Annotated in this window: 14 protein-coding genes; 4 read left to right on the top strand and 10 right to left on the bottom strand. The window is 69.7% G+C overall.

All coding sequences use genetic code 11. The features are described from left to right. Positions 1-13 precede the first annotated feature (13 nt). Positions 14-364 carry an Rv3235 family protein gene (locus B0I28_RS17480; RefSeq protein WP_106365109.1) on the top strand — a complete coding sequence of 117 codons (351 nt, stop codon included), beginning with the start codon at positions 14-16 and terminating at the stop codon, positions 362-364. A gap of 53 nt (positions 365-417) precedes the next feature. Here B0I28_RS17480 and B0I28_RS17475 read toward each other — a convergent pair whose 3' ends face one another. The 4 genes from B0I28_RS17475 to B0I28_RS17460 all read right to left on the bottom strand — a co-directional run bounded on the left by B0I28_RS17475 (position 418) and on the right by B0I28_RS17460 (position 5,662). Continuing rightward, entirely contained in the window at positions 418-1,665 is a 1,248-nt protein-coding gene (locus B0I28_RS17475) for a phytase (RefSeq protein ID WP_106365108.1), read from the bottom strand. An 81-nt stretch (positions 1,666-1,746) separates the two neighbouring features. Then, positions 1,747-3,834, bottom strand: a complete 2,088-nt coding sequence (locus B0I28_RS17470; RefSeq protein WP_425433447.1) for an iron ABC transporter permease — start codon at positions 3,832-3,834, stop codon at positions 1,747-1,749. A gap of 5 nt (positions 3,835-3,839) precedes the next feature. Continuing rightward, positions 3,840-4,823: an ABC transporter substrate-binding protein gene (locus B0I28_RS17465; RefSeq protein ID WP_106365106.1), complete on the bottom strand. Its 984-nt coding sequence runs from the start codon at positions 4,821-4,823 to the stop codon at positions 3,840-3,842. Between the two features lie 11 nt (positions 4,824-4,834). Then, a complete protein-coding gene (locus tag B0I28_RS17460) occupies positions 4,835-5,662 on the bottom strand; it encodes an ABC transporter ATP-binding protein (protein ID WP_106365105.1) in 828 nt (275 codons plus the stop codon). A gap of 315 nt (positions 5,663-5,977) precedes the next feature. Here B0I28_RS17460 and B0I28_RS17455 point away from each other — a divergent pair, with 315 nt between their 5' ends. Next, a complete protein-coding gene (locus tag B0I28_RS17455) occupies positions 5,978-6,196 on the top strand; it encodes a helix-turn-helix domain-containing protein (protein ID WP_106365104.1) in 219 nt (72 codons plus the stop codon). A gap of 99 nt (positions 6,197-6,295) precedes the next feature. Here the strand turns inward: B0I28_RS17455 and B0I28_RS17450 are convergent, their stop codons facing one another. Continuing rightward, on the bottom strand, positions 6,296-6,571 hold the full coding sequence (locus B0I28_RS17450) for a Smr/MutS family protein (RefSeq protein ID WP_106365103.1): 276 nt from the start codon (positions 6,569-6,571) through the stop codon (positions 6,296-6,298). 9 nt (positions 6,572-6,580) lie between these two features. Continuing rightward, the gene (locus B0I28_RS17445; RefSeq protein WP_106365102.1) at positions 6,581-7,498 is read right to left on the bottom strand and encodes a cation diffusion facilitator family transporter; all 918 of its coding nucleotides are present in this window, start codon (positions 7,496-7,498) and stop codon (positions 6,581-6,583) included. 385 nt (positions 7,499-7,883) lie between these two features. On the opposite strand from B0I28_RS17445, the gene B0I28_RS17440 reads away from it, so the two are divergent. After that, positions 7,884-9,095 (top strand): MFS transporter, encoded by a 1,212-nt coding sequence (locus B0I28_RS17440; protein WP_219926822.1) that lies wholly within the window; start codon positions 7,884-7,886, stop codon positions 9,093-9,095. On the opposite strand, the gene B0I28_RS17435 is transcribed toward B0I28_RS17440, so the two are convergent. Together B0I28_RS17435 and B0I28_RS17430 are read right to left on the bottom strand one after the other, a co-directional pair. Further along, positions 9,064-9,747, bottom strand: coding sequence for a Pr6Pr family membrane protein (locus B0I28_RS17435; RefSeq protein WP_146148143.1), 684 nt, complete (start codon positions 9,745-9,747; stop codon positions 9,064-9,066). The two genes, B0I28_RS17440 and B0I28_RS17435, sit on opposite strands and share 32 nt — an antisense overlap. Positions 9,748-9,787: 40 nt before the next feature. Continuing rightward, positions 9,788-10,753, bottom strand: a complete 966-nt coding sequence (locus B0I28_RS17430; protein WP_106365100.1) for an AraC family transcriptional regulator — start codon at positions 10,751-10,753, stop codon at positions 9,788-9,790. A 153-nt stretch (positions 10,754-10,906) separates the two neighbouring features. On the opposite strand from B0I28_RS17430, the gene B0I28_RS17425 reads away from it, so the two are divergent. Then, the gene (locus tag B0I28_RS17425; protein ID WP_106365099.1) at positions 10,907-11,308 is read left to right on the top strand and encodes a DUF6069 family protein; all 402 of its coding nucleotides are present in this window, start codon (positions 10,907-10,909) and stop codon (positions 11,306-11,308) included. 63 nt (positions 11,309-11,371) lie between these two features. Here B0I28_RS17425 and B0I28_RS17420 read toward each other — a convergent pair whose 3' ends face one another. Together B0I28_RS17420 and B0I28_RS17415 are read right to left on the bottom strand one after the other, a co-directional pair. Continuing rightward, the gene (locus B0I28_RS17420) at positions 11,372-11,617 is read right to left on the bottom strand and encodes a DUF397 domain-containing protein (protein WP_106365098.1); all 246 of its coding nucleotides are present in this window, start codon (positions 11,615-11,617) and stop codon (positions 11,372-11,374) included. Then, a complete protein-coding gene (locus B0I28_RS17415) occupies positions 11,601-12,404 on the bottom strand; it encodes a helix-turn-helix domain-containing protein (protein ID WP_106365097.1) in 804 nt (267 codons plus the stop codon). The genes B0I28_RS17420 and B0I28_RS17415 overlap by 17 nt, the downstream gene beginning before the upstream one ends. Between the last annotated feature and the right edge of the window lie 202 nt (positions 12,405-12,606).

Below are 12,606 nucleotides of genomic sequence, written 5' to 3'. Positions count from 1 at the left end.
ACCTGGAGGAACCATGCACTGCCGCAAAGAGATCGCTCCGAACCCGCGCCAAGCCGTCTCCTATTCCTGCTTCTTCCTCAACGTGCTCACCGGCCGCAAGCCCGCATCTGAAGCCCGCCTCTTCGCCACCGACGAAGGCTGGGCCGCGTTCGCGCGGGTGCGGCGCCGGGTCCCCGGCCACTTCAGCCAGGTCCGAGTCCGCAAGGCCACCCTGCCCACCGCCACCACCGCCGAAGTCGTCGCAATGGTCGAGAACGGCCGCTCCCACCTCGCCATGACGTTCTCGTTCACCGCCACCCAGCACGGCTGGCGCCTCGCCCACTGCGAACTCCTCGACCGAACCCAGCCCCGCCACCTGCTGTAAGCGGACATGATGCGGCCGCCCGGTCCATCGGACTGGGCGGCCGTTTCTCGGTGCTAGCGACGGGTGCAGTTGGTTCGGAGGTCGAGGTTTTCGGCTACGGCTTGCCAGGCGAGGTATTTGAAATTGGTGGAGGATTCGTCGGTGCCTTCGGGGGTGTTGTCGCCGTCTTGGACGACGAGGAGGCCGCCCGGGTAACCGGGGAGGGGGACGTTGACGACGTCGGCGCCGTCGCTGTGTTGCGTTGAGTCGACTGCGCCGTCGGAGATCGAGAATGAGCCGAGGTAGTTGTTGGAGCCTCGGAGGTTGTAGACGGCGTAGGTGTTGTCGCCCTGGGAGGAGGCGAGGAGGTAGCCGGTGCCGTGGCCGGTGGAGTAGATGGTGAGGCCCTCGATGTCGGTGTGGAGGACGTCGCCGCCGTAGCCGGGGTCGGGCCCGTATTCGCACTCGTCCGTGTCGGGGTTGTAGACGCCCGGGACGCCGAATTCGACTGCGGTGTCGACGAGTTCGGGCTCGCCCTTGAGGTCGGCGCTCACCTTCCAGATGCCCACCAGTTCCTGGCCGAGGTAGGCCGTGCCGGTCGCCTCGTCTACCGCCATGCCTTCCACCTGGGCGTACTGGCCCGGGTCGTCGCAGGTGGTCCAGTCATCCCCGTTGGGGAGCTCGAAGGAAGCGGGGAGTTCCAGGGTTCGGATCTTCTGCCACGAGACTTTGTCGTTCTCTGCCACGAGTTTCAGCAGCGCGACTTCCGTTTCCGAGTTTCTGCTCACCAGGGCGTATGCGCCGCTTCGGGACTGCCAGGTCGTCAGGCCGTACGCGGTGTGCTCCCCGTTGATCTCCTCCTGGGAGTCCGTGAAGATCGTTCCCGCGTTCTCATCGGTGACGTCCACCAGCTGACCGTCTTCGATCTTGAAGATGCCCAGGTTGTCCATGCCCCGGTCGGAGGCCACGGCGAGGTCGACGCGTTCGCCGTCGAGTTTGAAGTTCTCGATGAGGTCGATGTTGTTGTAGCGGCCGGGGGCGTCGTCCTCGCCGGGGGCCGGGCGGGGGTCGATGTGCTGGAGTTCGTTGCCCTGCAAGTCGTAGACGTAGAGGCCGGCCTCTTTCGCGGTGGTGATGACCAGGCTGTCGGCGGGGTCGGCTTCGTTCACCCAGATCGCGGGGTCGTCGGCGTCGGCGTCGTCCTCGGACCACAGAGCGGGGGTTTCGAGGATCGCGGTGACCGGCTCGGCGGCTTGAACGGGGGACGCCACCAGGGCGGCGACCGCGCCGACGGCGGTGAGGGCGAGCAGGCGTGAGGGCACGGGACCTCCAAAGAGCAGGGGTTCAACGGTCGGATCGATCCTCGACCCCGCCGGTGAACCCCTGGTGAATCCCGCCCCAATTCAGGCGCTCCTGGTGCGGGTCCTCCACAGCAGCCAGATGAAGTACGGCGTCCCGATCAGCGAGCAGACCAGGCCCGCCGGGATCTGAGCCGGAGCTATTACGGTGCGGCCCAACGTGTCCGCGAGGCTCACCAGGAGTATCCCGAGGAGGATCGAGACCGGGAGGACTCTTGCGTGGCGGCTGCCGACCAGGCCGCGCGCCAGGTGCGGTGCCACCAGGCCTACGAAGCCGATGACTCCGACGACGGCCACTGCCGCGGCCGTCAACACGGCAGCCGCTCCCAGCAGAAGCATTCTGGTGCGTTCTAGGCGGACGCCGAGCGTTCTCGGGGTGTCGTCGTCCAGCGCCAGGAGATCGATCTCCTTGCGGTGGGCGATGATCAGGGGGAGGACGACCACCAGGGCCGCCAGCAGGGGGATGAGGCGGTCGGCCGTGCGGCCGTAGGTGGTGCCGGAGAGCCAGGTCATGGCCTTGGGCGTGTTCCACGGGTCCGAGGCCAGGATGATGAGGGTGATCGCGGCCATGCCGATCGACCAGACGCCGATGCCGACGAGGACCAGGCGGGACGTGTCGAGGCCGCCGCGCCAGGCGAGGGCGTACACGAGCGCGAACGCGCCCAGCCCGCCCACCGCGGCCACACCGGTGATGGCCCACGCGCCTGACGAAGGGGCCCAAGTGATCAGGGTGACCGCGCCGATGCCGGCGCCCGCGGTGACGCCGAGGAGGCCGGGTTCGGCGAGGGGGTTGCGAAGGATGCCCTGAGTGACCGCGCCAGCGCAAGCGAGCGCGGCGCCCGCGAGGATCGCGGCGAGGACGCGGGGGTAGCGCTGCTCGATGATCCACGTGTAGCTCGCGCCGGTCTTGCCCGCGACCCAGTTGACCAGGTCGCCGCCGAGGAGCATCGTGTCGCCCGACAGCATGCCCGCGAAGAGCGCACCGAGGGACGCCGCGGCGAGGCCGCCGAGGATGAGGAGGAAGGCGAGGCGGCTGCGGTTGGCGGCGCCGTGGAGGATCGCCGGGCGGTCTTCCGAGCCTGCGCTGGTGACCGTTCGGGCCAGCCAGACCATGACGCCCGCGCCGAGGAGCGTGGTCGTGACGCCCACGGGGATCTCGATGCTCTTGTCGGCGCCCAGGATCGCGCGGACGGCGAGGTCCGCGCCGACGATGACCAGCGCGCCGCACAAGGCGCTGAAGGGGATCAGGACCCGATGGGCCAGAAGAGCGGGAAAGCGCCGCGCGATCTGGCGGGCGATCACCGGAGCCGCGAGGCCCACGAAGCCGATCGGTCCGGCGATCGTGACCGCGCACGCCGCGAGGAGGAGCGAGCAGAGGACGGCGACGGTCCTGGTGCGCCGCACGTGGACGCCGAGGCTCGAAGCGGTGTCGTCGCCGAGGCGCAGCAGGTCCAGGCGCGGCGCCCACAGCATCGCGGCGGCCACCGCGAGCACGACGAGCGGCGCGGCCTGGGCCATCGAGTGGAACCCGGCGAGACTGAGACTGCCTGAGCCCCAAGCGAACAGGCCGGTGGTCTCCTCCTGGAACAGCAGGATCAGCAGGGACACCAGGGAGTTCGCGGCCATCGCGGTCGCCGATCCGGCGAGGATCAGGCGGGTCGTCGCGGACTCGCCGCCGCCCGCCGAGAGCGCGAGCACCAGGCCCGCCGTCAAGAGCGCGCCGACGAACGCCACGCCCAGCCCGGAGACGAACGGCAGCGTGATCCCGAAGGCCGCCACCGCGGTCACGGCGAGGTACGCTCCGGCGTTCACCGCGAGCGTGTCGGGACTGGCGAGCGGGTTGCGCGCCACCGATTGGAGGAGCACACCCGAAGCGCCCAAGGCGATCCCGACGAGGACCGCCCCGGCGAGGCGGGGCAGGCGCGCGCCTTCGAGGACGTGCCACACGCCCGGATCGGCGCTGCCGGAGACCAGCGCGAGCAGGTCTCCGGCGTCCACCTCGGAGGTGCCTTGCGTGAGGTGGAGGGCCGCCAGCGCGACCAGGGCTCCGACCGTGAGGGTGAAGGCCGCCGCGGTAGGAAGGAGGCGCGGGGCCCTCGGGGCCGGAGCCTCCGGTCGCGCCGGCGAGCTCAGGGTGCTCAACTGGCGTAGACCTCGGCGAAGTAGTCGAGGAAGGCTTCCGAGGACTTGGGGCCGCCGAAGGTCCAGACGCCGTGGGGCAGTTCGTACATGGTGCCGTTTTTCACGAACGCCAGGTTCTCCCAGATGGCGTTCCCGGCGACGCCGTCGGTGAAGATGTTCCCGCCGTCGGCGTTGTTCCAGATGAACTTCAGCTCGGTGTCGGTGTACTGGGCCATGCCTTCGAGGTCGGTGGCGCCCAGGCCCCACACGCCGTCGGTCTCGCCGGTCCAGGCGTTCTCCAGGCCCACGGCGGTGCCGAGGGAGCCGACGAGGGAGGTGGCGCCGAAGGGGCGCACGGTGACGGCGTCGCCTTCGGCCCAGCCGTCGGCGTACAGGTACGGCACAGTGCCGGTCCCGGCGGCCTCGATGGCGGCCTCGGTGTCGGCGATCTTGGCCTCGAAGTCGGCCCAGAGGGCGTCGGCCTCGTCGGTCTTGCCGGTGAGCTCGGCGATCATGTCGACGTCGCGGTGCATGCGGTCGAGGTTGTCGGTCTCGCTGGAGCCCTCGGTGACGAGGACGGGCACGAACTCCTCGATGGAGGCGATGAGGTCCTCGTCGTCGCTCTCCATGATGACGAGGTCGGCGCCGAGCCCGGCGATGGCGTCGATGGACGGCTCTTGGCGGGTGCCGACGTCGGTGACCGAGTCGTCGAGGGGCACGGCCGCGCCGACCCAGGTGTTGTAGCCCTCCAGGTCGGCGACGCCGACGGGCATGACGCCGAGGCTCGCGCTGATCTCGACCTCGGCCCATTCGAGGGCGACCACCTTCTCGGCGGGGGCGTCGAGTTCGACGGTGCGGCCGAGGAAGTCGGTGACGGAGACCGGTCCGCCGGTGTCGGCGCCGCCGTCGGCGCCGTCGTCTTCGGTGGTGCCGCAGGCGGAGGCGGCGAGGACCGCTGCCAGTGCCGTGGGCACGGCGAACGTCTTGAGGGCGTTGCGCATCGGGTTTCCTTCTATTCGGTGGTGGTGCCCGCGAGCCTGCGGGAGTGGTGGCGGCCGATGGGCCGGGCCGTGAGGAGGCCGGTCGCGGGGTCGGCGTCGACGCGGATGTCGATGCCGTATGCGGCGGTGAGGTTCTCGGCGGTGAGGACCTCGGCCGGGGTCCCGGCGGCCTTGACGCGGCCGTCGTGGAGGAGGACGGCGCGGTCGGCGACCGCGGCGGCCTGGTCGAGGTCGTGGAGGACGACGCCGACGGCGGTGCCGTGGTCGTCGGCGAGGTCGCGCACGAGGTCGAGGATCTCGACCTGGTAGCGCAGGTCGAGGTGGTTGGTGGGCTCGTCGAGGAGGAGCACGGCGGTGTCCTGGGCGAGGCAGGAGGCGAGCCAGACGCGCTGGCGCTCGCCGCCGGAGAGGGCCTCCATGCCGCGTTCGGCCATGTGCTCGACGCCGCAGATCTCCATGGCGCGCTGGATCTTCGCGGGCCCGTCGGGGTCGCCGTGGCGCCAGCGGCCGCGGTGGGGGTGGCGGCCGTAGCCGACGACGTCGAGGACGCGGATGCCGCCGGGGACGGGGCGGGACTGGGAGAGGAGGGCGACGCGGCGGGCGAACTCCTTGGGGCTCAAGGCGGCCGCCTGGGTGCCGTCGGGGAAGTCGACGGTTCCGGCGTCGGGCCGGTGGAGGCGCGCGAGGGAGCGCAGGAGGGTGGACTTCCCGGACCCGTTGGGCCCCAGGAGCGCCGTGACCTCGCCGCCGCGCAGCTCGATGTCGGCGTCGTGGACGACGGTGTCGCCGAAGTAGGCGAGTCGGAGGGCGCGGCCGTTCAAGCCTGCGTCATCTGGCATGTAGGTAAGGCTAACCTACCTCGGTCTCGTTTGCATCTCGCAAGGTCACAGAGTGGGAACACTCGGTCCGCCCAGGTCGGGAGGGGTGTTGATGGGAATGAATCCCGTTCGCGCCCAAACGGTCTCTCATCCGGTGAGGACGCGCACACCACGCGTAAGAGTGAAAACCGGCGCGCCGCTCTGGACTCGGACGTGCCGCGTGGGTTCGACTGGTCCTTGGCACCATCGCGCCGATGCACCCCGTGTCGGCGCGGGACGCCGGAGAGGACGAACATGACACCGAATGCGAAGGTGGGGCCTTCGAGTGTCGCCACCATGGACGACATCTGGACGGTCGACCGAGTCAAGCAGCTCGGCGTGATGACCAATGTCGAGACCGCGGCGCAGATCCTGGGGATCGGCCGGACGGTCGCGTACCGGCTGGCGAAGGACGGGGACTTCCCCGTCCAGGTCCTGCGAATCGGCCACAGCTACCGGGTCCCGGTACTGCGGCTGCTGGAGGTCCTCGGCGCCGACGGCGACCGGGTCGACTGACCCCGGCCGGCGCCCGGCAGGGGCGCCACAGGCCGGACAGGTGAATACAGCGCGGCGGCGCGGCCCCTGGGGAGGAGGACCGCGCCGCCGTCGGCGTCCCTAGCGCTTCTTGCGCTTGTCCTTGTGCTGGAAGTGGACGAACAGCCTGCCGAAGTTCTTCGAGTCCTTGTCGACCCGGTGGTACATGGCCTTGACGTCCTTCTGGTCCAGGAACCGCAGCACCTTCTTCTTGAGCTGCCCCGAGCCCTTGCCGGGGATGATCTCGACGAGGTCGATCTTCTTCGCGACCGCCTCTTCGATCACGTCCCGCAGCGCCTTCTCGATCTGGTCGCCCTTGTTGTAGATGTCGTGCAGGTCCAGCACCAGTTTCGCCATGACCGCAGCCTAAGCCTCGGTGCGCTGGATGTCCGGCTCGATGTAGATGAGCTTCGCCTTGGGCACGGCGGCGCGGATGCGCGCCTCGGCCGCGTCGATCTCGGCGGCGACCTGCGCGCCGGTCTCGGTGCGGTCGATGCCGACCTTCGCGGCGACCAGCAGCTCGTCGGGGCCGACGTGCAGGGTCTTGAGGTGGATGAGGGTGCTCGTGCCGTCCTGCTTGATCGCGCCCTCGATGGCCGAGATGTCCTCCTGCGTGGCGGACTCGCCGATGAGCATCGAGCGGATCTCGATGGCGAGCACGATCGCGATGCACACCAGCAGCACGCCGATGCTCATGGTGCCCAGGGCGTCGAAGACCGAGTTGTGGGTGATCCAGGTGAGGCCCACGCCCAGGAGCGCGAGCACGAGGCCGACGAGCGCGCCGATGTCCTCCAGGAGGATCACGGGCAGCTCGGGGGAGCGGGAGCCCTGGATGAACTTGACCCAGGACTGCTTGCCGCGCACCGCGTTCGACTCCTTCACCGCCGTGCGCAGCGAGAACGACTCCAGGGTGATCGCCACGAGCAGGACGATGACGGCCACGAGCGGCGTCTCCAGGCCGTGCTCGGTGTCCTGGAGCTTGTGCCAGCCCTCGTAGAGCGCGTACACGCCGCCGATGGAGAACAGGACGATCGAGACGATGAACGCGTAGATGTAGCGCTCGCGCCCGTATCCGAACGGGTGCGCGGGGCTGGCGGCCTTGCGGGAGGCCTTGCCGCCGATCAGGAGCAGGACCTGGTTGGCCGCGTCGGCGACGGAGTGCACGCCCTCGGCGAGCATCGACGCCGAGCCGGTGATCGCCGCCGCCACGAACTTGCTGATAGCGATGCCCGTGTTCGCCGCGAGGGCCGCGACGATCGCCTTGGTGCCGCCTTCTGCTGACATGCGCCCGAGATTCCTTCCATGAACGTGCGCGCGCTGCGTGCGGCGCAGGACGAGTCTGTCATGGGCCCGCCACCCCGCTCGCGGGGAGAGGCGGCCGTCCCGTCCGGTGGTGAACGCTACCGCCGTTCGAACGGGCGGTGTGTCCCCGGACGCTGGTACCGTAGAAGCAGGCGACGCCCCGGAAGTACAACGCGCTTCCGGCCAGGGCAAACGCCCGTACACCGCCAAGGGGCCCTCAGCGCCCCGGCTTCGGCCCGCAGGCCGCGGCCCCTGTACGGACGCCTCCCGCATCGCCTGCGCGCGGACCGAGTGGTGGACCGGTTCCGGCAATACGACCCGCAAGGGTCCTGCCGAGAACCGACTCTGAACCGCTTGGAGCGCCGCCGTGACCACCCTCGACCGCCCCCTCTCCTCCGCGACCGCCACCTCCGTCGCCGCGCCCGAGCGCGCGACCCCGAAGCAGTGGCTCGCCGTGGCCGCCGTCTCCCTCGGCGTCTTCGTCGTCATGACCTCCGAAGTCCTCCCTGTGGGCCTCCTCACGCCGATCGGCGCCGAGCTGGGCGTCAGCGAAGGCACCGCCGGGCTCATGGTCACCGTCCCCGGCCTCGTCGCCGCCGTCGCCGCGCCCCTGAGCATCGTCCTCACCCGCCGCCTCGACCGCCGCCTCGTGCTCCTGGGCCTCGCCCTGCTCGTGGCGGGCGCGAACGTCGGCGCCGCCACCGCCACCACCTTCGGCACGCTTTTGACCGCCCGCGTCCTCGTCGGCGTCGCCATCGGCGCGTTCTGGGCCGTCGCCGGAGGCATCGCCCTGCGCCTCGTCCCCGCCCGCGACGTGCCCCGCGCGACCGCCGCCGTCTACGGCGGCATCGGCGCCGCCACCGTCCTCGGCGTCCCCGCCGGGACGCTCATCGGCGACCACTACGGCTGGCGCGCAGCGCTCCTGGCGCTCATGGTCCTCGCGCTGGCCGCGATGGCCGCCATCGCGCTGCTCGTGCCGAAGCTCCCGTCGCAGACGACGGTCTCGTTCGCGTCGCTGCCGAACCTGGTGCGCCGCAACAAGGCCGTGCGCACGGGCCTGGCCCTGACGTTCTTCATCGTCACCGGCCACTTCATCGCCTACACGTTCATCAGCCCGATCCTCCAGGCCAACGGCCTCGCCGCCTCGCGGGTCTCGGGCCTGCTGCTCGTGTTCGGCGCGGCCGCGCTCATCGCCACCGTCGCCTCCGGCTCGCTCATCGGCAAGCACCTGAAGGGCACGCTCGCCGCGCTCGGCGTCATGATGGCGCTCGGCATGGCGCTCATGGCGTTCGCCGTCGGCGACCTGTTCTCGGCCGCCGCGGTCCTCATCCTGTGGGGCGCGGGCTACGGCCTGGTGTCCCCGGCCGTGCAGACCTGGTACATGAACGCCGCCGAGCCCGGCGAGGTCGAGATCGCGACCTCGCTGAACACCGTCATGTTCAACCTGTCGATCGCCGCCGGCTCGTTCGCGGGCGGCTTCGTGGTCGACGGCTCAGGCCCGACTTCGGTGCTGTGGATCGGCGCGGCCCTGCTGATCCCGGTCGTCGTCATCGCCTTGCGGGCGCGGAAGCGGGCTTGAGAAGCCGGTCCACCAGCTGCGCGAGCGCCGCGAGGAGCAGCGCGGCGAGGAGCACTCCGGCCGTGTTGAGCACGGCCCGCGTCCAGCTGAGCTCGGCGGCGTCGAGGAACGGGTACGGGAACCAGCCGGTCTCGCGGCCGCGCCAGAACGTGTAGGCGATCCACGCGACCGGCCACAGGAACGCCAGCCACGCAGTGCGCCCGTCGGCCTGCCCGCGCGGCCCGAAGACCAGCCACCCGAGCAGGAACGCGACCGGGCTGACGTAGTGGAACGCCGCGTTCACCCACCACGCCACGCCCACGGGGTGGACCAGCGGCGCGAGGATCAGCGCGAACACGATCCCGGTGATGACGATCCCGAGGAGCGCGTCGAGGTGCAGCACCCGCCACGCCCGCCCGTCGCGCTTCGGGTCCGCGGCGAGGAGCCCGGAGGCGGCCAGCACGAGAATGTTGCTCTGGATCGTGAAGTAGGAGAACAGCCGGATCAGCCGCTCCTGAAGGTCCGCGTCCCCGGCGCCCTCGGCGGCGTTCACGTCGGTTCCACCCTGCACGACCAGCACCACCTGCGTCACCAACGCCGCCAGCACGATCGCGAACAGCGCCCCGTGCCACGCCCGGCTCGCCCGCATCCGCCCGCTCATCCGCACTCCCATGCGCGGGAGCGTATCGGAGCGGGGCGGCGCCCGGGTGGTTTCAGACCGCGACCGCCTCGCGCCGGAACGGCTCGGCGCCCGGGTCGCACGCGGGCGCCTGCTTGCGGAACTGCCCTGGCGGGGTGCCGAAGTCGCGCTTGAACGCGGCGGCGAACGCGAACTCCGACCCGTAGCCGACCTGCCGCGCGATCGACGCCAGGGGCGCCTCGGTGTCGGCGAGGAGCCGCGCGGCCATCGTCAGCCGCCACGAAGTGAGGTACGCGAGCGGCGGCTGCCCGACCAGCTCCGTGAACCGCTTCGCGAACGCCGAGCGCGACAGCCCGGCGACCTCGCCGAGCGACGCGACGGTCCACTGGCGGGCCGGGGCGGCGTGGATCGCCTCCAGCGCGGGCCCGACCGCCTTGTCGGCCAAGGCCGTCGCCCAGCCCGCGAAGCGGCATTCGACGGTGCGGGGGCCGAGGAGCGCGCGCAGCAGGTACATCAGGACCGCGTCGAGCAGCGCAGGAACGAGCGTGTCGCCGCCGCGCTGCTCGGAGGCAAGCTCGCCGTCGAGCATGGCGATCGCGCCGGCGAGCCCGGGCCGCTCGCCCGGGTCGGCCGGGATGTGGACGAAATCGGGGAGCGTCGCGATGAGCGGGTGGTTCCGGTTCGGCGCGAGTTCGTATGCGAGGCAGAGGATCACGTGCGTGGCCTCGGGGTCGTCGGAGCGGAGCACCGCGCCGGGGAACGCATGGCCCGGTTCGCACCGCGGCCCCGGCGGCGTGTCGGGCGAGTCGGCGACCAGGTGCGCGGCGCCGTGGGGGACGAGCAGGGCGTCACCGGGGCCGAGCTTGTACGTCTCGCCGCCTTCGGTGACCGCGACCGCGGTGCCGCGCACCATGAGCTGCACGCCGAATCCGTTGGGGCGGCCGATCCGGTGGTCGGACCACGGCCCCGACTTCGCGAACCGGGCCGCGAAGGGCCTGCCGGTCCGCAGCACCGTCATGACATCGCTGAGCACGTCCATCGGTGAAGCCTATCCGGGGCGGGACGATCGGACATGAAGCGAGGACGCTCGCGGATTGGCGACCGGCGTCCCCGGACCTACCTTCGATGATGTTCCCCCGGAAATGAAATCCAAGGCAGTGGAGATCGTCATATGTCCAAAATAGATAACACTGTGACTGCGCCGGTCTGGCGTGCCCGCCTCATCGCCCTCGTCGCCGCGGTCCTCGCGGCCGGGCTCACCGCTGTGATCGCCCAGGCGGCCGGAGTCGACATGCTGGCCGCCAACCCCGGCCAGGACCCCATTGAGGTCGGCTTCCCCAACGCCGCGGTCATGACCCTCCTCGCGGGCGGCCTCGGGTGGATCGCCCGCGCTCTCCTTGACCGCTTCGCCCCTCGCAAGGCCGTGCTGCTGTGGCTCATCGGCGCGGGGCTCATCTTCGCGATCGAGATGGTCCCGCCCTTCTATACGGAGGCCACCGCGGCCACGACCGCGGTGCTCATCGCCATGCACGTCGTGGTGGCCGCGATCCTCGTCCCGGTCTTCGCCAAGCCGAAACCCGCTCGCGAGAGCTGAAGCGCAGCAGCAGAGGGCCGCCGTCGCGGATTGCGACGGCGGCCTTCGGAAGCTTTAGGGCGGTTATGCAGCGGTGCTGAGGAGGGCCTTGAAGTCGGGGGTGCTGAGGTCGAAGATGGGGGAGTCGTGACCGAGCTTGGAGTCTCTGACCTGGAATTCGCCGGAGTGCTGGCGGGCCTCGACGCAGCTGCTGTCGGTCTGCGCGCCACTGCGGGTGCTCTTTCGCCAGGTGACGCGGCACTCGACGCAGCTGCTGTCCGATGCAGCTGAGCTGCGGGTGCTCTTTCGCCAGCTAGTGAACCCAGTCATTCAGCGACCTTCCAATCGGGCTTCCGTATGACCACAACTCCTTGACCTGATTATGGTACAAGCCGAACTTGATGTCATCTTCAATGTGTCGGCTCTGGTCAAACGTTTCGACATACACGAACCTTGGCCCCGCTTGTTGCCGCCCGGCAGGCAGGTAGACCTCAAATGAGTGCTCTGCGCCTCGGTAAATACCATCGAGAATCCGGATCTCGCAGTTCTGTTGGTTGGCCTCCTCGACCAGTGTCTCGAAGAAATCCGGGCCCCACTCCCATCGGGCGAGATGTCGGATCGCCTGCGCGCCAATGAGGTAGCGCATCGCGGGGCGGGGCCTGCGACGACGGAGCGTGAGTTTGCGGCGGAGCTTCCTCTGCCAGTGGGTCATAGGCTGATCGCCGTGGCCGGGCAGTCCTTCCATGTGGTAGCGCTCGTCTTGAAGGGGCCCAGGGATGTAGCAGGATTCGAACTTCCAGAACTCGCCGTAGGTCGCCTCGGCTCGCTCCACGATGAAGATGTTCCGCTTCTCCAGGTCAGAGACGACCGTTCCCTTGTCGAGCTGGTTGATGACATGGGTCAGGAACTGGATCCGCTTCTCGCTGGCGCCGCAGATCTGAGCGAGCATCGCTGCCATGCCCGCCTTCGGCCGAGTCTCGCCGGTAATCCAGTTGGTTATGGTCCTGGTACTCACGCCGAGCTCCGCGGCGATCTGAACGTTGGTGAGGTCGGTCTCCGCAACGAGTGCTTCGAGTTCGGCTTTGTAATACCAATCCGCGACTTTTGCGAGCGGCATGGCGCCTCCCTGAGTTCGTTGGTGGGAACGGACCGTAACGAGACAGTACACAAGCGCTTCTGCGGTCGGCAATAGGGGATTGGGGACCGGAAAGGTTGCGGCGCAGAACTTTCCGGTAAGCCTTTCGTAAGCCTCTTACCTGCATGAACTGCTCGGGTGTCGAATCTTCCTTCTCCCTTTGGAAACGCATAGATTCGATTCA

The sequence above is a fragment of the Glycomyces artemisiae genome (genome assembly GCF_003002955.1).
GTDB classification, from domain to species: domain Bacteria; phylum Actinomycetota; class Actinomycetes; order Mycobacteriales; family Micromonosporaceae; genus Glycomyces; species Glycomyces artemisiae.
Note: the sequence above shows the minus strand (reverse complement) of the source record. Positions and strands in the feature narration are given on the sequence as shown.